This window comes from Paraburkholderia sp. BR14320, from assembly GCF_040948665.1.
In the GTDB taxonomy this organism is placed as follows: Bacteria; Pseudomonadota; Gammaproteobacteria; order Burkholderiales; family Burkholderiaceae; genus Paraburkholderia; species Paraburkholderia youngii.
Genome location: NZ_JBFPKG010000008.1, coordinates 80,381 through 105,385 on the forward strand (window position 1 = coordinate 80,381; position 25,005 = coordinate 105,385).

Consider the following 25,005-nt stretch of genomic DNA (forward strand, 5'->3'; position numbering starts at 1 on the left):
TTGGAATGCAGCTTAAGCGCCATGACGGTCGCCCTCCAGCGCGTCTTCGATGTGTGCCGATCGCGCGGCTTGCGCGAGCGCCGATTGGCCCTCGCTGCCGTAGGCGATCGCATCCATGATCGCGGTCTCGCTCATCTCGGCTCCGTTCAGTTCGGCGACCGTGCGGCCGTCGCGGATCACCACCGCACGGTCGGCGACCGCGGTCAGCTCTTCGAGCTCGGAGGCCGACAGCAGCACCGCGAGCCCCGCGTCGCGCAACTCGCGCACGATCTTCGCGACGTCGGCTTTCGCGCCGACGTCGATGCCGCGCGTCGGCTCGTCGAGCAGCAGCAGCGCGGGTTCGGCCGCAAGCCAGCGCGCGAGCAGCACTTTCTGCTGATTGCCGCCTGACAGTTCGCGGATCGGCTGATCGGCCGAGCGCAGCTTGATGCCGAGCGACGCGATGAAGCGATCGACGATCGCCTGCTGCTTCTTCACGTCGACGATGCCGTTTTTCGCAAGCGTGCGCAGGCAGACCAGCGTCAGGTTGTCGCGCACCGACAGTTCGGGGACGATGCCTTCGCCCTTGCGGTCTTCGGTCAGGTACGCGAGGCCGCGCGCGATAGCGTCCTGCGGCGATTTCAGCGCGACCGTCTCGCCGTCGATCGCGAGCGAGCCTTGCGCCAGCGGATCGGCGCCGAACATCAGCCGCATCGTTTCGGTGCGGCCCGAGCCAAGCAGGCCGGCCAGACCCACCGCCTCGCCCGCGTGCACGTCGAGCGATACGCGGTTGACCTTTGGCGGCGCGCCGAGCTGCGTAGCGCCGATCACCTGCTTGCCGCGCTTCGCGAGATTCGCTTCGCGCGCGGCCGGCTCGTCCTGCACGACCGCGGCGAGCGAGCGGCCGAGCATCGTGGTGACGAGCTGCAGCTTGTCCATCTCGGCCATCGTGCTTTGCGCGACCGTCTGGCCGTCGCGCATCACGGTCACGCGATCGCACAGCGCGTACAACTCGTCGAGCCGGTGCGACACGAAGATCACCGCGCGGCCGTCGTCGCGCAGCTTGCGCACGACGGTAAACAGCAGCTCGACTTCGCGCTCGTCGAGCGACGACGTCGACTCATCCATGATCACCATCTTCGCGTCCGACGAAACCGCGCGCGCAAGCGCCACCATCTGCTGGATCGCGGTCGAGTATCGGCCGACCGGCTTTTTCACGTCGATCTGCAAACCGAACGAATCGAGCAGCGCGGCCGCGCGCTGCTGCACCGTGCGCCAGTCGATCAGACCGAAGCGGCGCGGCTCGCGGCCCAGAAAGATGTTTTCCGCGACCGAGCGGAACGGCACCAGGTTGATCTCCTGGTAGATCGTGCTGATGCCCGCTTCGCGCGCCTGCTTCGGCGTGCGGAAATCGACCTCGCGGCCTTCGAACCGCACGCTGCCCGAGCCGCGCCGATAGGCGCCGGTCAGGATCTTGATCATTGTCGATTTGCCGGCGCCGTTCTGGCCGATCAGTGCGTGCACTTCGCCGGCTGCCACGCTCAGATTCGCGCCGCGCAACGCGGGCACGCCGCCGAAGCTGATGCCGATGTCCTGCATCTCGAGCAGCGGCGAACGGGAATGGGGGGAGGGTGGCGTCTCTTTGCCAGATTCCGTCACGGGAGTTCTCCTGATGCGGATGCTGCCGATATTGCCGACTGCGCTGTTGCTGGCGACGCGGTCAAGCCGCTCCAGCGCGCCCGGCCCATGTTACGCCCGCATAAAAGCGAAGCGACGGTCCGTCGGTCACGGGCGCGTCGCTTCGAAGCCTTCCGGCCACCCGCCCGACGAGGAGACATTCATAGAAGGCGGGTGACTTCCTGCTACAACGCTGAAGGGAGTGCCCGGGAACATACCGCCCCGGGGCACATCCCGATGCTTGCGATCAATAGCCGTACTGCATGTTCTGCTGCACGTTTTCCTTGTCGTAGAAGCGGTCGGATACCTTGACCCAGGTCGGGATTTTTTCGCCCTTCGCATAGCGCTGCGCGACGTCGCACGCGAGCGGACCGAAGAACGGGCTCGACTGCACGCTCGCGCCGAGCTCGCCCGCCGCGATCGCGTCCATGCCGCCCTTGGTGCCGTCGATCGTGACGATCTGGATGTCCTTGCCCGGCTGCTTGCCGGCCGCCTTGATCGCGGCGATCGCGCCGAGCGCCATTTCGTCGTTGTGCGCGTACACGGCGGTCACGTCCGGATGCGCCTGCAACAGCGTTTCCATCACCTTGCGGCCGGTGTCGCGCGCGAAGTCGCCGCTTTGCGACGCGATGATCGTCATGCCGGGATTCTTCGCGATCACTTCGTCGAAGCCCTTCTTACGATCGTTCGCGGCCGACGCACCCGTCGTGCCTTCCAGTTCGATGATCTTCGCCTTGCCGCCCGTCGCCTTGACCAGCCATTCGGCGGCGCGGTGACCCTGATCGATGAAGTCCGAGCCGATGAACGTGATGTAGTCGCGGCCCGCCTTCGCGACTGACTGGTCGACGTTGCGGTCGACGAGGATCACCGGAATGCCGGCCTTCTTCGCCTGCAGCACGACCGGCGCGAGCGGTTTTTCTTCACGAGGCGGGAATACCAGCAGATCGACGTGCTGGGCGATCATGCTTTGAATGTCGGAGACCTGTTTGGAGTTGGAGCCGTTGGCGTCGGTCATCACGATCTGCCAGCCGCACTTCGCGGCGATGTCCTTGAAGCTCCTGGTTTCCGCGAGACGCCACGGGTTGTTGCTTTCGGTCTGCGCGAAGCCGACCTTCAACGGGGTCTTGGTCGCGAGCTTCGGCAACGCGTCGTCGGCATGCGCGGCCACCGCGCCGACACCGATTGCCAGAGCCAGCAGCGAAGCTGCGAGCGGACGAATCTGCTGCTTGCGCGCGTGCATGCGCGACTGCGTAATGAGCGACGCCATGTCTTCCTCCAGTAACCGGTGGACGGTGTATTTTTTGTGCTGCTCGGGATTGTCTTTTGCCCAGCCGGGGACCCGGCGCTGTTTCGACGGCGAGGATGCGGTTGGCTATGACCCACCGGTGCGCGTTCTTCCCGACCCGACGTGCCGATTATTCCACTCGGAATTATTATCGGTCAATCACTAATAATATTAATTGTCGCCGGTTTCGCCTCGGTAATTACCCTGACCGAGGCGCGTTCGACCAGTGGTCCGTCGAGCTTCACCGTGCGATGGCGCACCGGTGCGCCGGCCGCGCGGTTGTGCTCTTCCTGCCGCAGCGTCTCGACGGCCCAGCGGCCGAGTTCGTAGTTGGGCAGCACCACCGTCGACAGCGGCGGGTGTGTGTGACGCGCGATTTCCTGGTCGTCGTAGCCGAGCACCGACACGTCCTCGGGCACGCGCAGACCGAGCTGCTTGAGCGCCTCGATCGCGCCGATCGCGGTCAGGTCGTTCGCGCAGAAGATCGCGGTGGGTGGATTGGCTTCGCGCATCAGCGACAGCGTTAGCTCGAAGCCGAGGCCCGAGCTCCAGTCGCCGTCGCGCACCAACTCGGGCGCGAACGGCAGATCGGCGGTCGCGAGCGCGGTGCGGTAGCCCTTCAGCCGGTCTTTCGCGGCGTCCTGCCACGGCTCGCCGTTGATGTAGCCGATGCGCCGGTGGCCGGCTTGCAGCAGATACTCGGTCGCCAGATGGCCGCCCGCGACCTCGGCCGGCACCACCGACGAAAACGTGGTGTCGCCGGTGTAGCAGTTCAGCAGCACGGTCGGCACCTGCGACAGCGCGGCCGGCGGCGCGACCTTGCGCGTATAGACGGTCGCGTAGATCACGCCGAATACGTGCGGATTGGTGAGAACAGTATCGAGTACCTGCTTTTCGATGTCGGCGTTGCCGTGCGTCGAGTAGACCGCGAGCATCTTGCCGCTCGCGTATGCAGCGTCGCGCGCGCCGTCGATGTTGACGACAGGATGAGGGCTCGTCGAGATTTCGTCGGCCAGATAGACGATCAGATTGCGCTCGTCGCTCGATGCCGCGACCGGTTCGCGCAGCGACAGCCGATAGCCGAGGTCGTGCGCGGCTTTCAGCACCTTGTTGCGGGTTGTCTCGGAGAATTTCGCGCCGGCCGCGTTGTTGAGCACGAGCGAGACGGTGGATTGCGACACGCCGGTGAGCTTGGCGATGTCGGTCATGGTGGGACGGCGTTGAGTCGATTTTTTCATTGTGCGGGCCGCGTTGAGGCGGCGCTGAAGCAGGGGAATGCCAGTGGCATCATGCTGCTGACGGTACCACTAATAATATGCGCGCGGCAACGCGCGCTAACCCGCCATTTGGGAATTGAGCTTACGCTCCGTTACCGGCCGTTTTTGAGCGACGTTATTACTAATAATATTGACCATTGGTGTGGTGTCGTGCGATTCTCGCTCGGGGCGACTGCCGTAGTGCGCCGGCCGCGGGGTGCGCGGCACATCAAAGGAGATATGAATGCACGTTCCTGTTGCCGCTTTCCGCTCGCGGTTTCGCCTCGTCTGACTATGCGCGACGTTTCCCTGAATCCTGCCCCGCCGCGCGAGGCATATGCCGTGACCCGATCGGCGGCGCAGCTGTCGTGGCTCGACGATCCCGCGATCGCCGCGCGCCTCGTTACATTGTCCGCCGGCGCATTGCGCGCGGTGCTCGCGCCGGACATTGGCGGCGCGCTCGCGGCGTTCTACGAGGTCACGCCGGAAGGTCCGTTGCACTGGCTGCGGCCGGCGCTGCCGGAAGCGTTCGAAGCGCGCGATCCGCTGCGCATGGCGAGCTTCCCGCTATTCCCCTACTGCAACCGGATTCGCGATTCGCGCTTCGCGTTCGACGGCGCGACCATCGATCTCGGCGGCAACGATCCGCATTTTGCCCACGCGCTGCATGGCAACGCGTGGCGTCGTCCGTGGCGCGTCGGCGCGCGCAGTGAAAGCGCGGTGGACTTGCACTTCGAGCACGAGCCCGATGCGAGCGTGACCGGCGACTGGCCGTTTCGCTATCGCGCGCGGCAGCGTATCGAGTTGCGCGGCGGCGCGCTCCACATCACGATGTCCGCGCGGAATCTCGCCGATCGGCCGATGCCGTTCGGCATGGGCCATCACCCGTACTATCCGCGCACCGCGGCGACGCGCATCCATGCCGACGTGCAGGCGATGTGGCACGCCGACACCGATGTGCTGCCGACGCACCTCGGCCCGCATCCGGCCGTCGACGCGCTGCGCGCGGGCATGGCGCCCGACGCGTTCGCTCTCGACAACAACTTTTCGAACTGGTCGCGCGTGGCGACGATCGCGTGGCCCGACGAGCGCCGCAAGCTGACGATGCGTGCCGAAGCGCCGTTCGATCACCTGGTCGTGTTCGCGCCGGCCAACGATCCGCAGCTATGCGTGGAGCCGGTCACGAATACGACCGATTGCTTCAATGCAGTTGGTACACAAGAGCACGTCGGCGGCTGCGTGTTGCAGCCGGGGGAAGAGATCGAAGCGGCGTTGAGCTGGACACCGCATCGCGAGTGATGGGGGCACGCGCTTTCCGTCGGCGAAAGCGCAATGACCGAAAACGTTTACTCCAGCCGCAACTTCGCCATATACGGCAAATGATCCGACAGCCACGCGGTCTCCTGCGTCGGCTGGATCCATTCGACCGGCTGCATGCCGCGCACGAACATCTTGTCGAGCGACAGCGCGGGCGAGAACGCCGGGAACGTGCGCGCCGGTTCGCCAAGCAGCGTCGCGACTTCCTGCAAGCCGTGCTCGCGAAAGAGCGGCACCGAGTCGTTGCGCCAATCGTTGAAGTCGCCGGCCAGCACGAGCGGACCGTCCGGGGCTTCCTTCGCGATCCAGTGCGCGATCCAGTTCATCTGCCGCAAGCGAGCCGGACGCGTCAGCGCGAGATGCGCGCACAGCAGCGTGACGAGCCGCCCGCCGAACGTCGCACGCGCGACCAGCAGGCCGCGCTTCTCGAAGCGATGCGCGGAAATGTCCCAGCGGCCGCCGAGATCCAGCGGATGCGGCGAAAGAATTGCATTGCCGTGCCGCCACGAAGGCTTGAACACGTTCGGGCCGAGCGCGACTTCGAGTTCGAGCGCGCGCGCGATTTCGGTTGCCTGACAGTGCCAGACGTCGGTCAGTGGATCGTCCATCGGTGCGCCGAAACTGCTTGCCAATACCGGCGACGGCATGCGCCGCGCCATCGCTTCCTGCAGGAAGTACGCGTCCGCGTGAGTCGATTGAACCCAGCGCTGCATCGCCTGCCAGGCCTGAAAACCGAGCGGGGTGCGGCCCTTGTGCAGGTTCCAGCTCACAGCGACGAAATCGTTCGGCGCGAGGCTCTCGCGGATCAATTCTTCTGGGTTTCGCATGCCGCGTTATCCACGTGTTCTGTTTGAGCGCGCTGGTCAGGCGCGCGGTTCCTGTCAGTTTGGATTGTTGCCGCCAGTCGCGGCGCCATTGCCGCTCGTGCCGCCATTCGTACCGTTGGCATTCGCACCGTTGCTCACGACGCTTGCGCGCACGCGGTACACGAGGTTCGGATTGCGATCGACGATCGTCCAGCTCGCCCATTGATCCGGCGGAACAACGAGACCGGGATGGCTCGCGCTCACCTGGCGCGGCTGCGGCGGCAGCTTGCAGCCGATGTCGGTGCGCGCCGCGCTGTTGTCCTCGAGCGTTTCCTGCGTGTCGATCGAAAACATCACGCCCTCGGGATCGACGCGCAGCGGCGACACCGTGATCGTGCGCGACAGATCGATGCTGCCGGCCGGCTGGTCCTTGCAGCCGACATTGTGTTGCACGACCTGGTGATGCGTATCCGTGCGCGCCTGGCCGACGGTAGTGGTGCCGTCGAACGAATCGATCTGCTGGCCATCTTTCACTACCTGCAATTGCCATTGCACGACCTGCTGCGCCGGCCGTTGTTGCGCGTGGGCGAGCAACGAAGCGCCAAGCAGCATGGCCACGATACTGGTTTTCCACATAAAAGGTTCTCCGCTCACGCGTCGGTTGCGGGGTTGCCTTGCCTCTCGCCGCAGCAGGTCAGAGAGCAATCTTACCCCCGATGGCCGCAACGATTTCTGACACGGTCGACGAGGGCCGGTTCAGCAACAATCCATTCCAGATAAGGCGCGGAATGCCAGCGATGGTTAGCAGCAGAGCCGCGCGACTGCTGGCTTGCACGCGTTTGTGTCCTCGCTACACTGGACTGGAATCGGCGCTCACAAGGCGCCGCCGCTGCAGGATCAGCCAGACGGGGTGAGCGATGACGACAGCAATGGTCAAACAGGAAATCGCCGTGGCCTCGTTCAGCCGGGTGTATGACCTCGATGAGGTCGAAAGCGCGCTGAACGGTCTCGGCGAGGGCGCGAACGAGGCGCTGCGCGCCACCTACGAAAAGATGCTGAAAACCGGCAATCTGCGCTTCTGCGTGAAACCGAACCGGATGCCATCGATCGACGATCTGATCGATGCGCTGCCCAATTTTTCCTCACCGCTCGACGACATTCGCAAGCAGGTCGCGCTGTGCCTCGAAACCGAGGATCGGCTCGAACTGATGCCGATCCTGCTGCTTGGCGAACCCGGCATCGGCAAGACGCATTTCGCGAAGCAGTTGGCGCGCCTGCTCGGCACCGCGTACCACTACGTCGCGATGAGTTCGCTGACGGCGGGCTGGATTTTGTCGGGCGCGTCGTCGCAATGGAAGAACGCGAAGCCGGGCAAGGTGTTCGATGCGCTCGTGAACGGCAGTTATGCGAACCCGGTGATCGCCGTCGACGAGATCGACAAGGCGACCGGCGATTCGCAATACGACCCGCTCGGTGCGCTCTACGCGCTACTCGAACACGACACCGCCCAGAGCTTCGTCGACGAGTTCGCCGAGATTCCGATCAACGCGGGCAACGTGATCTGGATCGCGACCGCCAACGACGAACGCGCGATCCCCGAGCCGATCCTGAACCGCATGAACGTCTACGAGATCCCGCCGCCGGACCACGCCGGCGCGCGACGCATCGCGCAGTCGATCTACGACGAAATCCGCGGCGCGCACAACTGGGGCCTGCGCTTTCCTGAGACGCTCGGCGACGCGACGCTCGATGCGCTCAAGCGGGCATCGCCGCGCGAGATGCGCCGCGCGATCCTGAACGGCTTCGGCGCGGCGCGCATCGCGGGACGCGACCGGATCGAACCCGCCGATATCCGGCTCGGCTACGGAAACCGGCGAAAACCGATCGGATTTTGACGTTTTCGGCCGGTTTTTTGCACCAAACTCCCGCTTTTCGTCATTCGGGTGGCTGTCGCGGCAATTCGTACAATGTGTGTGGTGAATGCAACGGCAATTGTTGCTGTTTTCGACGTGGATCGTCGGATCAAGCCAGTTTGGGCCGCCATCACCTGGTCGATGCGCACGAGCGTTTGTCAGTTCTGTCTGTACCGAGTCGTACAATTTTCCGTGGGGGTGATAAAAAGACATAAGCAGACCCAGCGGACAGATACGTTCGACAATGAACGGAACGCGGCGGCGAGGTGCCGTTCCTGTCTTCCTTCCATCGGCTGAACGAGGCAGCGCGCGGCGCGATGCGCCGCGTCAACGGATATGGATCAAATCGAATGTGTAGTGATCGGTGCCGGCGTGATCGGCCTCGCGACGGCGCGCGCTCTCGCGGCGCGCGGGCGCGAAGTGATCGTGCTGGAGGCCGCCGACGCGATCGGCGTGGGCACGAGTTCACGCAACAGCGAAGTGATTCACGCGGGCATCTACTATCCGCGCGGATCGCTGAAGGCGACGCTGTGCGTGCGCGGCCGCGAAATGCTGTATGACTACTGCGCCGAGCGCAACGTGCCGCATTCGCGCTGCGGCAAGCTGCTCGTCGCGACGTCGCGCAACCAGATTCCGCAACTCGAAAGCATCATGGCCAAAGGGCGCGACAACGGCGTGCTCGACCTGATGCGCATCACCGGCGATCAGGCGCAGGCGCTCGAACCGGCGCTCGAATGCGTGGAGGCGGTGTTTTCGCCGCAGACGGGGATCGTCGATAGTCATCAGTACATGCTCGCGCTGCAAGGCGATGCCGAGCGCGACGGCGCCGTGTACGCGTTTCATGCGCCGGTCGAGGCGATCGAGGCTCACAACGGCCGCTTCACGATCGCGGTCGGCGGTGCGGCGCCGACCACGATCAGCGCCGCCTGCGTGATCAACAGCGCGGGTCTGCATGCGAACGCGCTCGCGCGCAAGATTCGCGGGCTCGACCCGCGCCACGTGCCGCCGCTTTACTTCGCGCGCGGCAATTACTTCAGCATCTCGGGGCGCGCGCCGTTCAGCCGCCTGATTTATCCGATGCCGAACGAGGCCGGCCTCGGCGTGCATCTGACGCTCGATCTCGGCGGCCAGGCGCGTTTCGGTCCCGACGTCGAGTGGGTCGACGCGATCAATTACGACGTCGATCCACGTCGCGCGGAGTCGTTTTATGCGGCGATTCGCGCGTACTGGCCGGCCTTGCCCGATAACGCATTGCAGCCGGCTTACGCGGGGATTCGTCCGAAGCTTTCAGGTCCTGGTGAACCCGCCGCCGATTTCGTGATTCAGGGGCCGGCCGCGCATGGCGTGCGCGGGCTCGTCAATCTGTTCGGCATCGAGTCGCCGGGTCTGACGGCATCGCTGGCGATCGCGCAGCGGGTCTGCGAGCTGGCGGGGCGCGCGTAAAGCCGCGGTTACACCGTACCGAACTGCTTATCTCCAGCATTTGGAATATCACCGGAGACGGCTTCGTTGCTATCCTTGGCGAACGCTGTCATCAGAACGGCGTTGATTCCAATATAAATGGAGTGAGTCCCCATGAGATCTTCCCGTCGTACGTTTTTGATCACCAGCATCGGTGTGGCATCGACACTCGCACTGTCGCGCCAGGCGTTCGCCGACGCGCCGAAAGTCTCCGAAACCGATCCGACCGCGCAGGCGCTTGGCTACAAGGCGGACGCGAGCAAGGTCGACAAGGCGAAATTCGCCAAATTCCAGCCGGGCCAGCAATGCAGCAACTGCAGCTTCTTCCAGGGCAAGGCGGGCGATGCCTACGGCGGCTGCCCGATGTTCGCGGGCAAACAGGTCGCGGCCACGGGCTGGTGCAGCGCCTATAACAAGAAGACCTGATCGAGCCTGTGTTCGATGTGCTCGCAGGCTTTGCGCGGGATGCGCGGCGACATTGCTGCGCATCCCGCGACTGCGTGCATCGTGGCGTTTTGCGCCGCATGCGGATTGCAGCGCGCCGCTGGATATTTTAGCGGCGCGCTTTCATCAATGGCGGGCGCCTGTCGAACCACGGCCGTGCCGCCTCGAGTTGCGCGGCGAGTCTGAACAGCGTCGCTTCGCCGCCGACACGCGCGGCGAACTGCACACCGATCGGCAGCCCGCGCGCGTTCCAGTACAAGGGCACCGACATCGCCGGCTGGCCACTCAGGTTGAACAGCTCCGTGCAGCCGGCCCACGCGAATGCCTTGTTCGACGCTTCGAACAGCAGTTTCTTCATCAATCGTTCCAGCGGCATCGTGGTGACCGCGCGCATCTGCATGCGCTCGACCGAGCTCGGCCGCATCTCGCCGATCTTGATCGGCGCGGACGCGAGCGTCGCGCACAACAGCACGTCGTAGCGGTTCAGCAGATCGGTCAGACGCGCAGTGATGCGCCGCTGTTCTTCGAGCGCGGCCGGCAAACCCTGTTCGCCGATCTTGCGGCCGACATGCGCCATCGCCCACGTCGAAATTTCGAACTCGGCGCGCGCCGGCTTGTGCCCTGTGATGCGCTCCGCGTTCAGCACGAGGTCTTCGGCGGTCACCGACCACAGCGTCAGGAACGCATGACGGACCGCCGCGAAATCGACGCCGAGCGTCACCGGCTCCAGACGATGGCCGAGTGAACTCGCGAGTTGCGCGGCGTCGTCGAGCGCGGCGCGGGCATCGGCCGATAACGACGGCGCGAGCATCGGCTCGGTCACGTAGGCGATCGTCAGCGGCTTACATGGCTCGCGGGTCGCGCCGAGAAAGGTGCCGGGGGCGCCGGCCGGCCGTTCGGCGTTGCCCGCCAGCAGGTCGAGCAGCAATGCGCTGTCGCGCACGCTGCGCGATACGGCGTGATCGATGCCGAGTTCGCCGGCACTGGCCTGCGCCGCGCGCGGCACGCGACCGCGAGACGGCTTCAGGCCGAACAGTCCGCAGCATGACGCCGGAATCCGGATCGAGCCGCCGCCGTCCGACGCATGCGCGAGCGGCACCACGCCGGCGGCGACCGCCGCCGCGGCGCCGCCGCTCGAACCGCCCGGCGTGTGATCGAGATTCCACGGATTGCGGCACGCGCCGAATAGTTCGGGCTCCGTATAAGGCATCTGGCCGAGCTCTGAGGTGCTGGTCTTCGCGAAGATGTTCAGACCCGCCGCTTTCGCGAGCGCGACGACCGGCGCGTCCTGCGTCGGAATGAAGTGGCGGTAGTGTCGGCTGCCCATGGCCATGCGCAGCCCCGCCACGGGCGCGCCGAGATCCTTGATCAGAAACGGCACGCCGGCGAGCGCGGCGTGAGCGGAGGAGTTCTCCGTTCCGTTCACACCGTCGACGCTATTCGCGCGATTTGCGTCGTCGCGTGACGCGCGCTGGCGGGCCGCATCGTAGTCCTTCAGGACGACTGCGTTGATGGCCGGATTGACGGCCTCGGTGCGCGAGATCGCAACGTCGATCAGTTCGCGCGCGCTAACCTGGCGTGTGCGCACGAGTTCGGCGAGGCCGATGGCGTCATGAGCGAGATAGTCTGATAGCACGTCGGTTGAGCCCTCGCGGTTTCGCTCGATTTCGCGTTGCTCCGCCCGGGCGTCGCGCATGTGAAAAGACGGCGTGTCGGCTGACACGCTGTCTTCCACAGAGTACCTGAGTTGAGCGCCGACGTGACTGATGTGAATTCGGATGCTCACTCTATATGCGTGAGCTTCGCGAATTACATCCGCTCGCCGAGGAACGTCAGCGTGCGGCCATGCGCCAATGCCGATGCGTGCTGGTTGTAGGACGCACGATCCGAGCAGTTGAAGCCGTGATCCGCGTTCGGGTAGATGTTGAATTGCACGTCGGCGCGACCCGCGAAGCGCTCCTGAATCTGGCCGATGTCCGACGGCAGAATATGCGCGTCGAGCTCGCCGTAGTGGAACTGCATCGGCACTTTGACGTTCGCGGCCTTGTCGAGATGGTTGTGGATGCCGCCCCCGTAGTAGGCGACAGCGGCGTCGACCGAACCGGCCGCCGCGGCGAGATAGGCGAGACGGCCGCCGAAGCAGTAGCCGATCGCCGCGACCTTGCCGGTCACTTCCGGCAGTGCGCGCAAGGCGGCCGCGGCGGCGCCGATGTCGGCGACCGCGTCGTCGACTTTGGTCTTCTGCATCAGTTCGATGCCCTTTTCGCGATCCTTGCCCTCATACGTCAACTCGACGCGCGGCTGCACGCGCCAGAACACGTCCGGGGCGAGCGCGACATAGCCGTCCTGCGCGTACTGATCGGCGACCGAGCGAATATGGCTGTTCACGCCGAAGATTTCCTGAATGATGATGACGGCCGGCCCCTTGCCGCCCTTCGGCAGCGCGAGGTAGCCGCCGAAAGTGTCGTTGCCGGCCGGGATGTCGATCCATCGGGAAGTCGTGCTCATGTTGTTCTCCATTGACTCGCGCGAACGCCGCGCGAGGTCGGTGTGTACGAAACGCTCAAGGCCACGCGGCCCTGCAACGGGCGATTAGTTTGCCATCAAAAGAACCGGCTTGCAGTGAGGCGGGACGGGGACTTCGCGGCCGATGCGACAGCCGCTCGCGCACTATGCGCCTGACTTTCGCGCACAACTGGAGGCACTGATCGAATTGCGTGGGGCGGTCGCCGGCTTTACGTTCGGGCCGTTATCGGCGGCTGACGTCGAGCGTCTGCACGCAAAGCGGCAGCCATGTAGTTGGGACTGCGACGCATGTGCCGAAGGTGTCGCGTGGCGCGATGCGGGCGCCGATGCCGTCGCGCGCGCAGGGCGCAGAGGCAGGCGCGCATCGCGGCACGTTCATCGGCGTATTCGAAGATGCGCTGGTCGGCACGATGGCGCTCGTGCCGCAACTGGTCGACGCGACCGGGCTGCCGGTGCTCGCGGCCGGCGGCATTATGGACGGTCGCGGCATCGTCGCGGCACGCGCGCTCGGCGCGCAAACCGCGATGATGGGCATCGCATTTCTGACCACCCGCGAGAACGCGATCGCCGAGGTATGGAAAACCCGCGTGCGCGGCATGTCCGATACGCCGACCACGATGCCGCGCGCGATCACGGGGCGTCACGCGCGCGGCATCCGCAATCCGTTGATGCAACGTTTGCGCGAATCGGCGGAAAGCACCGCGCCGTATCCGGTGCAAAACGCGTTGACGCAGGCGCAGCGGCAAAGCGCGGCGCGCCGAAGCAATCGGCGCGACTGAACTGATGACGCAGCTCGAGCGGGAATGCCGGGCGGCCTCCGCGCGAATCGCCGAGTTCATGCGTTGATTGCGTGGCCGATTTAAGGCTGATTTAAGTTTTTTACCGCTGTCACATTCCTGTGCTGCTCGCCACATTTTTGAGTTGAAAAACCCTTCGAATCTTATGTGACAGAAGCCGGGAAAAGACTAAATCCGCGCCTGCGGAGAAACTTCCCAATTAGCGGAAACCCGCATGGGCTGGGGCTTTTCGGCTCGCTCACCCAAGCCGCGAGCGGCTCGCGTACGAACTGCGCTATTAGTGTTGTTCCCACTTTCTCAAAAAATTCCCGCAAATTAATTTGTTGGCCTACACTTGCGCGCAAGTACGGTTTGCCAACTGTCACAAACAGTCCGGTAAACGTACTGGCCAAGTGCATGAACGATGCAACCGGCGTGGTCGTCCACGGGACTGAGCGACACGTGTAGGGGAAGCGGGGCACAGGGCGATTACGTTGTTTTGACCGAAACTGGAGACTTACATGAGCATCAAAATTCAAAAGCTGTTGCCGATCAGCGCTGCCGCTCTGCTGTTCGCGACGTTGGCAACATCGGCCGCGGCCGACACGGTCATCAAGATCGGTCACGTTGCGCCGTTGACTGGCGGTATCGCTCACCTGGGTAAGGACAACGAGAACGGCGCGCGCCTGGCCGTTGAGGAAATCAACGCGAAGGGTCTGACGATCGGCGGCCAGAAGGTCACGCTGCAACTCGACGCGCAAGACGACGCGGCTGACCCCCGCACGGCTACGCAGGTTGCGCAGAAGCTCGTCGACGACAAGGTCGTCGCCGTGGTCGGCCACCTGAACTCGGGCACCTCGATCCCGGCATCGAAGATCTATAGCGATTCGGGCATCGTGCAGATCTCGCCGTCGGCAACGAACCCGGCCTACACGCAGCAAGGCTTCAAGACGACCTACCGCGTCGTCGCGACCGATGCTCAGCAAGGCCCGGCACTCGCGAACTACGCGGCCAAGGGCATGAAGGTGAAGAGCGTCGCGATCGTCGACGACTCGACCGCTTACGGCCAGGGTCTGGCGAACGAGTTCGAGAAGACGGCGAAGGCGCTCGGTCTGAACGTCGTGTCGCACGACGCGACGAACGACAAGGCCGTCGACTTCCGCGCGATTCTGACGAAGATCAAGGGGGAAAATCCCGACGCGATCATGTACGGCGGCATGGACGCAACCGGTGGCCCGTTCGCCAAGCAGGCGAAGCAGCTCGGCCTGCGCGCGAAGGTGCTGGCAGGTGACGGCGTGTGTACCGACAAGCTGTCGGACCTGGCCGGCGACGCAACCGACAACATCGTCTGCTCGGAAGCCGGCATGGCGCTCGAAAAGATGGCGGGCGGCAAGGCGTTCGAAACGAAGTACGAGAAGCGCTTCGGTCAGCCGATCCAGATTTACGCGCCGTTCACGTATGACGCGGTATACATCATCGTCGACGCGATGAAGCGCGCTAACTCGACCGATCCGGCGAAGATCCTGGCAGCGATGCCGGCGACCGACTACAAGGGCGTGATCGGCGAAACGACGTTCGACTCGAAGGGCGACCTGCAGCACGGCGTGATCTCGCTGTACAACTACAAGCAAGGCAAGAAGACGCTGCTCGACGTCGTCAAGATGTAAATTCGGTGTGATCGAAGGCGGCGTTTGCGCCGCACTTCGATTCGCTGCTTGAGAGGCACGTGGGCCGCGAGGCTTGCGTGCCTTTTCATTTGTTCACCGCGCCTGTCAGATCTTCAAACGCCGCAGCACCTTCGGCCCGGCGAAGGCGATCATCGCGGCGCACACCGCGACGACCGACAGCCCGATCGTCAGATTGGTCACCTGCGCGACGGCGCCGATGATCACCGGTCCGAGCAGCAAGCCGAAATAGGCCAGTCCCGCGACGTGCGCGAGCCCCTCGGCCGCGTGGATACCCTTCACGCTCGCCGCCGCCGCGAACAGCACCGGCATCATGTTCGCGAGGCCCAGGCCGATCAGCGCAAAGCCGGCGAGCGCGGCCACCGGATTCGGCAGCAGCAGCGCGTCGACCATCCCGGCGCAGGCGAGCGTCGCGCTGATCATCACGAGCTGCGGTGCGCCGAAGCGGGCGCGCACCGCGTCGCCGGCAAAACGGGCGGCCGCCATGCCGCCGGAGAACGCCGCGTAGGCGGCGCTGGCGAGCGCTGGCGTCGAGAGCACGACATCGCGCATATAGACCGTGGCCCAGTCGTACATCGCGCCTTCGGCAATCAGTGCGACCAGCGCCATCGTGCCGAGCGCCCATAGCGCCGGCGAGCGCCAGCGGCTCGCACGCGGCGTCGCGGCATCGGGATGCTCGGCGTGCGGCACGTGCGGCAGCACCGACGGGCATGCGAGCACCAGCACGAGCGCGCTGGCCGCCGCGGCGAGCGCGAGATGCAGCGCCGGCGCCATGCCGCGAGACAGCAGCGCCCCGCCGACCGCCGCGCCGAACATGCCGCCAAGGCTGAACATCCCGTGCAGCGACGACATGATCGGTTTGCCGAGCGCCTTTTCGACGGCGCTCGCTTCGGCGTTCATAGCGACGTCGAGCGTGGCCATGCCGGCGCCGAAGACGGCCAGCACGACCAGCAGAATCCAGTACGCCGGCACGACCAGAATCAGCGCCGCGCAGGCGGCCATCGCGAGTCCGCCGGCCAGGCAGGCGCGGCGCGTGCCGACCCGCGCGATCCACGACGCGTTGGTCACCATCGCGCCGATCGATCCGCCCGCCACCGCGAACAACGCGAACGACAGCATCGCCGGATCCAGATGGAAGCGGTCGCGCACCGTCGGCACGTGCACGCCCCACGACGCGTACATCATGCCGGCGATGAAAAACAGCGCCATCGTGGCGATCCGTGCGCGTTGGCGTGCAGTGACGGACAGGTCGCGATGGGCGGCCGGGAGGACGGCGAATTCGGAGGCGTGGTGATCGGGCACGGAGGTCTCGGGGCGGAGGGCGCGAGAAAGCGCATTGAAAGCGGATCTCCGATTTTATCGAAGCGTGGTGGCTAACGCTTGGAGCCGTGGGATCGGGCGCATACGATTGATGGGCAGTGGATGCAACGAAGCGGGATTGCTGGATGTCATGCTTTGGTGCGCCGCAGTTGTCTTTGCAATGCTGCGCGTGACGGCTTTTGCGCCGCTCACCGCTGTCCGTTCGTTTTTTCTTTCACCGAGGAACGCTCAGTTGAACATTCCCGCTCACGCTCCGCTGCATCTGCTGCACACGGCCGCGGTCGGCACGCTCGCCACGCACGCTCGCCAGCCCGAGGGCTTTCCGTATCCGTCGGTGCTGCCGTTCGCGCCGGACGCGCAGCATCGTCCGACGATCCTCGTGAGCCGGCTCGCGGAGCACACGCACAATCTCCACGCCGATCCGCGCGCCGGTTTCCTGGCCGTCGACGCACCCGATGGCGACGTGCTGGGCGGCCAGCGCGTGACGCTGCTCGGCCGTTTCGAGCCGGTCGACTCGAGCCCGGAACTGTTGCGGCGCTACCTGCGCTATCACCCGGACGCGGAGCGCTATCTGGCGTTGGGCGATTTCACCTTCTGGATCATGGAGATCGAGCGGCTGCGCTACATCGGCGGCTTCGGCGCGATGGGCTGGCTCGACGGCGCGGAACTCGATCCGCTGTCACCGCTTGCCGCCAGCGAGGAGGACGCGCTGATCGCGGAGTTCGGGCGCCGGCTCAGTGGCGCGGGCGACATCGAATTGCTGGGCGTCGATCGTTATGGCGCCGATCTGAAACGCAACGGCGTGCGCCGCCGTTTCGCATTCGATGACGCGCGGTCCGATTCCGGGACATTGCATGCGGCGCTCGAAGTCTGCATCGAGCGGCATGCGAATTAAGCATTTATCGTTTATCGAAAAACAAGCCTGCGCCAGTCGCGAGGGAGGGACACTTGTATCAAAAGGCGTGCTTATTCCAGTCAAAGCTTTCATGCCGTGAAATGTTTCATGTGCAATGGGCGCCTCGGGTCTCATTTTCTGATAGTTGAATCGGATCAATATGCGAATCGGCGGGATTTTTTCAGCGGTGTGCGAAATCAGCGATTTGAAAGGCCGTAGTCCGACCCAGAAGCGGCGCAGGAAACTTTTTGAAACGAATTTAAATTAATTTTTTCCAGGCGCTTATCCAGCCTTTCTATTTTGTGTTAATCTCGCCATCAAATTCCGAGGCATGAAACCTTCAAAGGCGAGTCGGCATAAGACCGGCGTCATTTATCCATACCACAAGGGAACCTATGTCTTCCTACAAGGAACTACTCGCGCAGCGCGAGAAGCTCGAAAAGCAGATTGAAGAAGCGAAGTCGCGCGAATACGCGGAAGTGTTGAATGAAATCAAGCAGAAAATGGCCGACTATGGCATTTCGCTGAGCGAACTCGGCGGCGGCCGCGCACCCAAGGGCGCTAAAGCGAGCCGGCCGCGCGCAGGCGTCGCACCTAAATATCGCGATCCCGAAAGCGGCAGCACGTGGTCCGGTCGCGGCAAACCGCCGCGCTGGATCGCAGGGCTTGATCGCGAAAAGTTTCTGATCCAGAAGTAATCGCGATCTGGTGGGCGGTAAGGGTTGCCTGCGCGTAATGCGAATACTGGCAATCCACCGCGTTTATAGCCTGCTGCTGAATCTCAGAAAGCCGCGCACCGTTCAGGGCGCGGTTTTGTCATTTGCGGCGCCCGTTTTCTGGCGCATGCACTTCAGGCAACTGGAACGCGAATGCTTTTCGTTTCGATAAGCGACTGATTTAAAAAGGTTTTTTTCTTTGGCTTCCTGCGCAAGCGAATTGTGGCGAGTACAATAACAACAATTAACCTTCCGCCTTTTCAGCATGCCGTCCGCCGCGATCGCCCAAACCGCCGAGAAACAACGCGTTGCACGCAAGAGTACCTTTGCGAGTATTGCGGTCAATACCGTATTGATGACGCTGCAAATCATCATCGGCACGATCGCGCACTCGCAGGCGCTGGTTGCCGACGGTATCCATTCGCTCGCCGATCTGATTTCCGATTTTGTCGTGCTGATTGCCAATCGGCATAGCGGGGCAAAACCCGACGCCGATCACAATTACGGGCATAGCCGTTATGAGACGGTGGCGTCCTTATTTCTCGGCGCGCTGCTGATCTCGGTCGGCGTCGGTATGTTGTGGCGCGCCGGTACGCGGCTCGCCGATCTACAAAATATCCCCGCCGTGCATATCAGCGCACTCGCGGTCGCGGCGCTCGTACTGGTCTCGAAGGAAGCGCTGTTTCGCTACATGCTGAGCGAGGCGAATCGGGTACGTTCCGCGATGCTGATCGCGAACGCATGGCACGCCCGCTCGGACGCGGCGTCGTCGCTGGTGGTGGGGATCGGCGTGGTCGGCAGTCTCGCCGGCTTGCGGTTGCTCGACCCGATCGCGGCGGCTATCGTCGGCTTCATGGTCGCGCGCATGGGCTGGACCTTCGGTTGGGACGCGCTGCAGGATCTGTCGGACCGCGCGCTCGACGAAACCGCCGCCGCCGATATGCGCGCGCTGCTGATGTCCACCCCGGGCGTGCGTGACGTGCACGAAATGCGCACGCGCAAGACGGGCGATTTCGCGCTCGTCGACGCGCATATCCTCGTCGATCCGATGATTTCGGTGTCGGAAGGTCATTACATCGCGGAGTCGGCGCGTCTGCGTGTGCTGACCGACAAGCGCGTGCTCGACGCGCTGATCCACGTTGACCCGGAAAACGACGCGCTCGCGCATCCACCGGTCGATCTGCCGCCGCGTGAGCGCGTGACCGCAGAGGTCGACGCGGCGCTCGCTGCCGGTGGCCTGCGGGCCGCTGCCGTGAATCTGCACTACCTGAGCACCGGGCTCGATGTGGAGGTTGTGTTGCCGGCGGCGGGGTCTGCTGAAGGGTGTACTGCGGAGGGCGCCGAAGCCGCTCGTCTGCTGGAGAGCGAGGCGCAGTCGCTCGGCCGCGTCGATCTTGCGGCGCTCAAGCGTCGTCTCGGCGCACGCAAGCTCGACGTGCTGCTGCAACGGGATATCTCTGCCGCGCGAGGCGGTTCGACGGCGGAGCTCAAGACCGGCGCGGCCCCCGCCGGTCGGTCAACCGCCAGCGAGCCTCACAACGCCGACTGAGTTTGGCGAGTTTCGGACGCCCGAAACCGCGAACTTCCATGCCGCCCGCGGCAGCGGCATCCGTCACAACGGCAACTGCGTATCGAACTTGATTTCGCGCAGGACCACGCTCGTGCGCACCTGCGCAACGGCCGGAATCTTGAAAATGCGTTCGTGCAGAAAGCTGTCGTACGCCTTGATGTCCGGCGCGACGATCTTCAGGATGTAATCGGATTCACCGGTCGTGCTGTAGCACTCGGTCACTTCGGGGCAGGTAGCGATTTCCCGCTCGAACTGCTCGACGCCGCCTTCGGTGTGACGTGTCAGATGGATATGCGCGAGCGCACACACGTGCAAGCCGAGCTTTTCGCGATCGAGCAGCGCGGTGTAGCGCTGGATCACGCCCGACTGTTCCATATCCTTGATGCGCCGCCAGCACGGTGTGCTCGACAACCCGACCTGGTCGGAGATTTCCTGCACGGAACGGCGTGCGTCGAGCTGCAGCAGGCGCAGGATCTTCTGTGAGAACGTATCGAGTGTCAACTGCGCCTCCGTTAGCGTCGCCGTATCAACGAATGGTAGAGGGCGCGAAAACGAAACGCAATGTAAAACGGCTCTCGCGAGCGAGATCGCCTAATTTACCGGGTCCGGAGCGGCGTTTTGCCCTGAGCCGTCCCCATCATCCTTGCCGTCCCCCGGCAGCTCGGGCTGACGCGCGCGCAAGTCCTTCAGCATGTTGCAAAAGAGGGCACCCTGCTCGATGGCGTCGTCGAGTGCGACGTGCGTGTGCGGATGCTCGTCGAACCAATGTTTCGGAAAGCGCGGCTTGATGTTCTTGCGGTACGGCAGGCCGGTCATCGCGAACGCGAGCGTCTTGATATCGAGCGCCGACCACGAGAACGGGCAGCGGCCGACGAAGCGCATCATGTACCAGAACATATAGGTGAAGTCGAAGCCAGCCGGCATCGCGACGAACACCGGCTTGCCCGGCAGCGCCTCGACCCAGTCGACATAGGCGCTCAGGGCGGCCTCGGGCTTCTGCAAATCCTGGCGGCAAGCCGCCCATGCTTCCGGCTGGGTCTTCCACCACGCTTCCTGCACTGGATGCGGCGCCGCGCCTTCGAGTAGTTCGAGATTCGCCGAGAACGTCGCGATCAGCCGCTTGTCCTCTGTGTACGCGGCGGATGCAAAGCTCAGCATCGAATGCGGGCCTGGAATGGGGCCGTCCGCTTCGACGTCGGTACTGACATAGATTTCGCTGCTCATGCGCCCACTCCGTCGGCGACGTAGGGATTCGTGCGGCGCTCGGCGCCGAACGTCGAGGTTGGGCCGTGGCCCGGCACGAACGTGACGTCGTCGCCGAGCGGCCAAAGTTTGTCGCGGATCGAGCGGATCAGGTCCGCGTGGTTGCCGCGCGGGAAATCCGTGCGGCCGATCGAGCCGGCGAACAGCACGTCGCCGACCAGCGCAAGCCGGTGCGCGCGGCTGAAGAAGACCACGTGGCCCGGCGTGTGGCCGGGGCAGTGGTAGACCTCGAAGGTTTCGTCGCCGAACTGCACGGTGTCGCCGTCTTGTAGCCAGCGGTCCGGCACGAAGGCATCGGCGGCCGGGAAGCCGAAGCGCGTGCTTTGATCCGGCAGCTTGTCGAGCCAGAAGCGTTCGTCGGGATGCGGACCTTCGATCGGGACGCCGTAATGGCCGGCGAGCGTCTTCGCGCCGGCGCAGTGATCGATGTGGCCATGGGTCAGCAAGACCTTCTCGACGGTCACGTTCTGCCGCGCGATCTCACGTTGGATCACGTCGAGGTCGCCGCCCGGATCGACGACGGCCGCGCGCCCCGTGGTCTCGCAAACGAGCAACGAGCAGTTCTGCTGGAACGGCGTGACGGGGATCAGGGTGACTTTCATGGCTGGAACGACGCGCTGGAAAAACGTTGATTGTACCGGCCTCGCGACAGTCTCCGTCGCCGATGCGACGGGGCTTACGCATGGCACTGTTGCGCCTGTGGTAGGCCCATTTTTGCGATAAATGTGAAGATTGATCAAGGATTGGGGGCGCTCGCCATCCCAAAATTTTTTTTTGGGTATAATGGAGTCCATGCACAAGAGTTGTGCAGCCACAAGGCGACGCATCCCCACAAAACGGGGACGCCGCTCGCTATTCAAGTAAGGGCTGTCGGCATGCCGACGGCCATCAAGTATCGATGCGTTCGATGCACACGTCTTGCCCAGCCAGGCGCCGCGCGCCTGCTACGGAATTAACCTCCGTGACGCTGGGTGGGGCCTACGCCGCCGTTCCTGCGCGCTGAGTTGCGCGCGCAAGAACGTGTTTGCCACGTTCAATTGGCGGCATGTGGGGTCTGGTCAGGCTGCCGGGGACAGGTTGCGCCAGACGTGAAAATTAACCGTGCGGTAGCGGCTGAGTCAGCCGCATCCGGGCTTTGACGTACTGCGCTTTTTCGCGCGGCGCGTCGTCGTCCCTACCGCCGGAGCCGCAAGCAACATGCCCAGCAGTTTCGCGGGTGACGCGGCTCGACTATGTGTTTGCACGTCTTATGAAAACTCGGCTATCCCGTGGTCTAGGGACTCTTTTTGCCTTTTTTGTACTGGCCGGTTGCGCCACGCCTCCGGGCGCGAGCGACACGTCCGCGAACGACACGCCGCAACGTACGAAGAACGTGCACCTGAGTTCTTTCGGACCTCAATCGTTCGGTAGCGCGCCGGCCTCGAGCCCGAGCACGTCGAACGCGCCTGCGCCGTCGCTGGCTGATGCGAAGCCGCTCACCGACGACGGCGTCGATGTGCCGGACTTCCATCAGATTGGACGCGCGTCGTGGTACGGGCGCTTCTTCCACGGCCGCCGCACCGCCAACGGCGAGCGTTACGACATGCACGCCCTGACGGCCGCGCATCGTACGCTGCCGCTCGGCTCGTACGTGCGCGTGACCAATCCGGCCAATTCGCGCTCGGTGATCGTACGGATCAACGACCGCGGTCCGTACGCGCGCGGCCGCGTGATCGACCTGTCGATGGCGGCCGCCGGCATGCTCGACATGCGCCACAGCGGCACCGCGCGGGTCAAGATCGAAGGGCTCACGCAGCAGGAAGCGCGCGCCGAGCTGAACGAGACGCTCGCGTCGAACTCGGATTCGAACAAGTGATGTGACGTGACGCGCCGGTGATGCCGCGTCGGCAGAACCAACCGTCTGTAGACAAGCGAAGGGCCGCGATATGCGGCCCTTTTCTTTTTCTTCCGCTTTGCCCGCCTGGCCTTCAGGTGTCGGGCTTGTCTTCCTTCAGTGCGAGCGCGCGCGTGTACAGCGCATTGCGCGATGCGCCCGTGAGCGCCGCCGCGACCTTCGCGGCGCTGCTGACCGTCAATTCTTCCAGCAGGATGCCGAGCAGCGCGTCGTGATCGTGCTCGCCGGACGCTTCGGGCGACGCGCCTTCGACCACCAGCACGAATTCGCCCCGTTGCCGGTTCGCATCGGCGGCGAGCCACGCTGGCCCTTCGGCCAGGGTGCCCTGGTGCAGCGCTTCGTGTAATTTCGTCAGTTCCCGCGCGATCAGCAGACGGCGCGTGCCGCCGAACGCATCGGCGAGCGCCTGCACCGTCTCGACGATTCGGTGCGGTGCTTCGTAGAACACCATCGCGTGAGGATGTTGCGCGAGCGCCTGCAAGGCGGCGGCGCGCGCCTTCGGCTTCGGCGGGAGGAAGCCGAGGAACGAGAACGTCGCGACCCAGTCGCCGGTCGCGCTGAGCGCGGTGGCGAGCGCGCTCGCGCCGGGCAGCGGGACCACCGTGAAGCCGGCCTCGCGCACCGCATCGACGAGCTTGGCGCCCGGGTCAGAGATGCCCGGCGTCCCCGCGTCCGACACGTAGGCCACGCGCTCGCCGGCCTGCAGATACTCGATGACGCGCTGCGCGGCGGCGCGCTCGTTGTGCTGATGCACGGCGACGAGCGGCTTCGAGATGCCGTAGCGCGCGAGCAGCTGACCGGTGTTGCGGGTGTCCTCGGCGGCGATGCGATCCGCGAGTCCGAGTACGTGCAGCGCGCGCAGCGTGATGTCGGCGATGTTGCCGATCGGCGTGGCCACCACATACAGCGCGGCGGCGGGGTACTGCTGCCCTTGCGCGAGTTCGGAGAGAGGAGTCATGACACGGAAGACACAAACAGACGGAACGAGGCCGACATTGTGCCATGTGGGCTTGCGCGAGCAGGGCGCGGCGAGGACTGCGCAAAAGACGCCCATCAACGCCAGCCCAAAAGCCGCCCACAACTTTTCCTGCGCGCACCAGTCCAAATCCGTCGGCGCCGCTTTCGAAGCACGCGCACAAGAATTTTTGCAGCGTCAGCGTCTGCGCTTCGTCGCACGCAACGTGACGTGTCGAGGCGGCGAGATCGATCTCGTCATGAGCGATCGCGACGGCGCGCTGGTGTTCGTCGAAGTTCGCGCGCGCGCGCAGCGGCATTACGGCGGTGCGGCTGCGAGCATCGGTTGGCAGAAGCGGCAGCGCATCGTGCGAGCGGCGCGCCACTATCTCGCGACTCGCGCCGCGACGAACCGCGCCCCGCGCGATGAACCCGCGTGCCGTTTCGACGTCGTCGTGTTCGAGAGCGGCAGGCTCGTGTGGTTGCGCGATGCGTTTCGCGCCGACGAACTCTGACGGCTCACGCGGACAACGCGCGTGAGTGCGATAAACTTGCGCTCGCGTGCCGCGCGAGCTCATCGGCGGCCACAGCCTGGCAGTATGACTTCACAACACGGCCGCAGAGTGCGGTCCATTCGCGGTAGAAGATAGAGACTCGATGTCAGTCGAACGCATCCAACAACACTTCCGCGACAGCGCGGCAGTCAAACTCGAAGCCCTCGAAACCCTGTCGATGCCGATCGCCGCCGCGATCGATACGATGTTCGCCGCGCTCGCCAACGGCAATCGCATCCTCGCGTGCGGCAATGGTGGTTCGGCCGCTGACGCGCAGCATTTCGCGGCCGAACTGATCGGCCGCTTCGAGCGCGAGCGGCCAGGCCTGCCGGCCATTGCGCTCAGCACCGACACCTCAGTGCTCACCGCGATCGCCAACGACTATTCGTTCGAACAGATTTACGCGAAGCAAGTCTGGGCCCTCGGTCAGCCCGGCGACGTGTTGCTCGCGATCACCACATCCGGCAATTCCGCGAACGTGCTCGCCGCGATCGAAGCGGCGCACGAGCGCGAAATGATCGTCGTCGCACTGACCGGCAAGGGCGGCGGACGCGCGCAGGAAGTATTGAGCGACACCGACATCCACGTATGCGTGCCGTCCGAGCGCACCGCGCGCATCCAGGAAGTGCACCTGCTGACCATCCATTGCCTTTGCGACGGCATCGATGCCATGTTGCTCGGCGAAGACTGAGACTGATTTCGAAGGAGAGCTAG

Annotated in this window: 25 protein-coding genes; 12 read left to right on the plus strand and 13 right to left on the minus strand. The window is 64.4% G+C overall.

Going from position 1 to position 25,005, the window contains the following annotated elements; translation table 11 throughout:
* Nucleotides 1–12: 12 nt before the first annotated feature.
* From AB3X89_RS10840 to AB3X89_RS10850, 3 genes are all read right to left on the minus strand, one after another.
* Nucleotides 13–1,578, minus strand: coding sequence for a sugar ABC transporter ATP-binding protein (locus AB3X89_RS10840; RefSeq protein WP_368583357.1), 1,566 nt, complete (start codon nucleotides 1,576–1,578; stop codon nucleotides 13–15).
* Between the two features lie 325 nt (nucleotides 1,579–1,903).
* Entirely contained in the window at nucleotides 1,904–2,923 is a 1,020-nt protein-coding gene (locus tag AB3X89_RS10845; protein WP_368583262.1) for an ABC transporter substrate-binding protein, read from the minus strand.
* Between the two features lie 173 nt (nucleotides 2,924–3,096).
* Nucleotides 3,097–4,149, minus strand: a complete 1,053-nt coding sequence (locus AB3X89_RS10850; protein ID WP_368583263.1) for a LacI family DNA-binding transcriptional regulator — start codon at nucleotides 4,147–4,149, stop codon at nucleotides 3,097–3,099.
* Nucleotides 4,150–4,539: 390 nt separating this feature from the next.
* On the opposite strand from AB3X89_RS10850, the gene AB3X89_RS10855 reads away from it, so the two are divergent.
* Nucleotides 4,540–5,496, plus strand: a complete 957-nt coding sequence (locus AB3X89_RS10855; protein WP_368583264.1) for an aldose 1-epimerase — start codon at nucleotides 4,540–4,542, stop codon at nucleotides 5,494–5,496.
* Between the two features lie 47 nt (nucleotides 5,497–5,543).
* On the opposite strand, the gene AB3X89_RS10860 is transcribed toward AB3X89_RS10855, so the two are convergent.
* Entirely contained in the window at nucleotides 5,544–6,341 is a 798-nt protein-coding gene (locus tag AB3X89_RS10860) for an endonuclease/exonuclease/phosphatase family protein (RefSeq protein ID WP_176109779.1), read from the minus strand.
* A 54-nt stretch (nucleotides 6,342–6,395) separates the two neighbouring features.
* Complete coding sequence (locus tag AB3X89_RS10865; RefSeq protein WP_368583265.1) at nucleotides 6,396–6,956, minus strand: hypothetical protein; 561 nt, start codon at nucleotides 6,954–6,956, stop codon at nucleotides 6,396–6,398.
* Between the two features lie 281 nt (nucleotides 6,957–7,237).
* On the opposite strand from AB3X89_RS10865, the gene AB3X89_RS10870 reads away from it, so the two are divergent.
* Together AB3X89_RS10870 and AB3X89_RS10875 are read left to right on the plus strand one after the other, a co-directional pair.
* Nucleotides 7,238–8,215, plus strand: a complete 978-nt coding sequence (locus tag AB3X89_RS10870; RefSeq protein WP_368583266.1) for an AAA family ATPase — start codon at nucleotides 7,238–7,240, stop codon at nucleotides 8,213–8,215.
* 354 nt (nucleotides 8,216–8,569) lie between these two features.
* Nucleotides 8,570–9,676: an NAD(P)/FAD-dependent oxidoreductase gene (locus tag AB3X89_RS10875; protein ID WP_368583267.1), complete on the plus strand. Its 1,107-nt coding sequence runs from the start codon at nucleotides 8,570–8,572 to the stop codon at nucleotides 9,674–9,676.
* 8 nt (nucleotides 9,677–9,684) lie between these two features.
* Here AB3X89_RS10875 and AB3X89_RS10880 read toward each other — a convergent pair whose 3' ends face one another.
* Nucleotides 9,685–9,810, minus strand: a complete 126-nt coding sequence (locus AB3X89_RS10880) for a hypothetical protein (protein WP_368583268.1) — start codon at nucleotides 9,808–9,810, stop codon at nucleotides 9,685–9,687.
* On the opposite strand from AB3X89_RS10880, the gene AB3X89_RS10885 reads away from it, so the two are divergent.
* Nucleotides 9,809–10,120: a high-potential iron-sulfur protein gene (locus AB3X89_RS10885; protein ID WP_368583269.1), complete on the plus strand. Its 312-nt coding sequence runs from the start codon at nucleotides 9,809–9,811 to the stop codon at nucleotides 10,118–10,120. The two genes, AB3X89_RS10880 and AB3X89_RS10885, sit on opposite strands and share 2 nt — an antisense overlap.
* Nucleotides 10,121–10,247: 127 nt before the next feature.
* On the opposite strand, the gene AB3X89_RS10890 is transcribed toward AB3X89_RS10885, so the two are convergent.
* Complete coding sequence (locus AB3X89_RS10890; RefSeq protein WP_368583358.1) at nucleotides 10,248–11,774, minus strand: amidase; 1,527 nt, start codon at nucleotides 11,772–11,774, stop codon at nucleotides 10,248–10,250.
* Nucleotides 11,775–11,947: 173 nt separating this feature from the next.
* A complete protein-coding gene (locus tag AB3X89_RS10895) occupies nucleotides 11,948–12,646 on the minus strand; it encodes a dienelactone hydrolase family protein (protein WP_013088117.1) in 699 nt (232 codons plus the stop codon).
* A gap of 308 nt (nucleotides 12,647–12,954) precedes the next feature.
* Between AB3X89_RS10895 and AB3X89_RS10900 the strand changes: the two genes are divergently transcribed.
* Both AB3X89_RS10900 and AB3X89_RS10905 read left to right on the plus strand, forming a co-directional pair.
* Entirely contained in the window at nucleotides 12,955–13,443 is a 489-nt protein-coding gene (locus tag AB3X89_RS10900; protein ID WP_368583270.1) for an NAD(P)H-dependent flavin oxidoreductase, read from the plus strand.
* Nucleotides 13,444–13,961: 518 nt separating this feature from the next.
* Nucleotides 13,962–15,107 (plus strand): branched-chain amino acid ABC transporter substrate-binding protein, encoded by a 1,146-nt coding sequence (locus AB3X89_RS10905; RefSeq protein ID WP_368583271.1) that lies wholly within the window; start codon nucleotides 13,962–13,964, stop codon nucleotides 15,105–15,107.
* Between the two features lie 105 nt (nucleotides 15,108–15,212).
* Here AB3X89_RS10905 and AB3X89_RS10910 read toward each other — a convergent pair whose 3' ends face one another.
* A complete protein-coding gene (locus AB3X89_RS10910; protein ID WP_368583272.1) occupies nucleotides 15,213–16,427 on the minus strand; it encodes an MFS transporter in 1,215 nt (404 codons plus the stop codon).
* Between the two features lie 250 nt (nucleotides 16,428–16,677).
* Between AB3X89_RS10910 and AB3X89_RS10915 the strand changes: the two genes are divergently transcribed.
* The 3 genes from AB3X89_RS10915 to AB3X89_RS10925 all read left to right on the plus strand — a co-directional run bounded on the left by AB3X89_RS10915 (nucleotide 16,678) and on the right by AB3X89_RS10925 (nucleotide 19,605).
* A complete protein-coding gene (locus AB3X89_RS10915) occupies nucleotides 16,678–17,340 on the plus strand; it encodes a HugZ family protein (RefSeq protein WP_368583273.1) in 663 nt (220 codons plus the stop codon).
* Between the two features lie 395 nt (nucleotides 17,341–17,735).
* Entirely contained in the window at nucleotides 17,736–18,038 is a 303-nt protein-coding gene (locus AB3X89_RS10920; protein WP_008921239.1) for an H-NS family nucleoid-associated regulatory protein, read from the plus strand.
* A gap of 283 nt (nucleotides 18,039–18,321) precedes the next feature.
* Nucleotides 18,322–19,605 (plus strand): cation diffusion facilitator family transporter, encoded by a 1,284-nt coding sequence (locus tag AB3X89_RS10925; RefSeq protein ID WP_368583274.1) that lies wholly within the window; start codon nucleotides 18,322–18,324, stop codon nucleotides 19,603–19,605.
* Between the two features lie 63 nt (nucleotides 19,606–19,668).
* On the opposite strand, the gene AB3X89_RS10930 is transcribed toward AB3X89_RS10925, so the two are convergent.
* The 3 genes from AB3X89_RS10930 to AB3X89_RS10940 all read right to left on the minus strand — a co-directional run bounded on the left by AB3X89_RS10930 (nucleotide 19,669) and on the right by AB3X89_RS10940 (nucleotide 21,491).
* Nucleotides 19,669–20,127, minus strand: coding sequence for an Lrp/AsnC family transcriptional regulator (locus tag AB3X89_RS10930; RefSeq protein WP_012431468.1), 459 nt, complete (start codon nucleotides 20,125–20,127; stop codon nucleotides 19,669–19,671).
* A 90-nt stretch (nucleotides 20,128–20,217) separates the two neighbouring features.
* Nucleotides 20,218–20,850, minus strand: a complete 633-nt coding sequence (locus AB3X89_RS10935) for an exonuclease (RefSeq protein ID WP_368583275.1) — start codon at nucleotides 20,848–20,850, stop codon at nucleotides 20,218–20,220.
* Nucleotides 20,847–21,491: an MBL fold metallo-hydrolase gene (locus tag AB3X89_RS10940; protein ID WP_368583276.1), complete on the minus strand. Its 645-nt coding sequence runs from the start codon at nucleotides 21,489–21,491 to the stop codon at nucleotides 20,847–20,849. The genes AB3X89_RS10935 and AB3X89_RS10940 overlap by 4 nt, the downstream gene beginning before the upstream one ends.
* Before the next feature lie 647 nt (nucleotides 21,492–22,138).
* Between AB3X89_RS10940 and AB3X89_RS10945 the strand changes: the two genes are divergently transcribed.
* Nucleotides 22,139–22,744 (plus strand): septal ring lytic transglycosylase RlpA family protein, encoded by a 606-nt coding sequence (locus AB3X89_RS10945; protein WP_368583277.1) that lies wholly within the window; start codon nucleotides 22,139–22,141, stop codon nucleotides 22,742–22,744.
* 112 nt (nucleotides 22,745–22,856) lie between these two features.
* Here the strand turns inward: AB3X89_RS10945 and rsmI are convergent, their stop codons facing one another.
* The gene (gene rsmI / locus AB3X89_RS10950) at nucleotides 22,857–23,741 is read right to left on the minus strand and encodes a 16S rRNA (cytidine(1402)-2'-O)-methyltransferase (RefSeq protein ID WP_368583278.1); all 885 of its coding nucleotides are present in this window, start codon (nucleotides 23,739–23,741) and stop codon (nucleotides 22,857–22,859) included.
* Between rsmI and AB3X89_RS10955 the strand changes: the two genes are divergently transcribed.
* Together AB3X89_RS10955 and AB3X89_RS10960 are read left to right on the plus strand one after the other, a co-directional pair.
* Nucleotides 23,740–24,252, plus strand: a complete 513-nt coding sequence (locus tag AB3X89_RS10955) for a YraN family protein (protein ID WP_368583279.1) — start codon at nucleotides 23,740–23,742, stop codon at nucleotides 24,250–24,252. The genes rsmI and AB3X89_RS10955 overlap by 2 nt on opposite strands.
* A gap of 142 nt (nucleotides 24,253–24,394) precedes the next feature.
* Entirely contained in the window at nucleotides 24,395–24,982 is a 588-nt protein-coding gene (locus tag AB3X89_RS10960) for a phosphoheptose isomerase (RefSeq protein WP_176122307.1), read from the plus strand.
* Nucleotides 24,983–25,005: the final 23 nt, after the last annotated feature.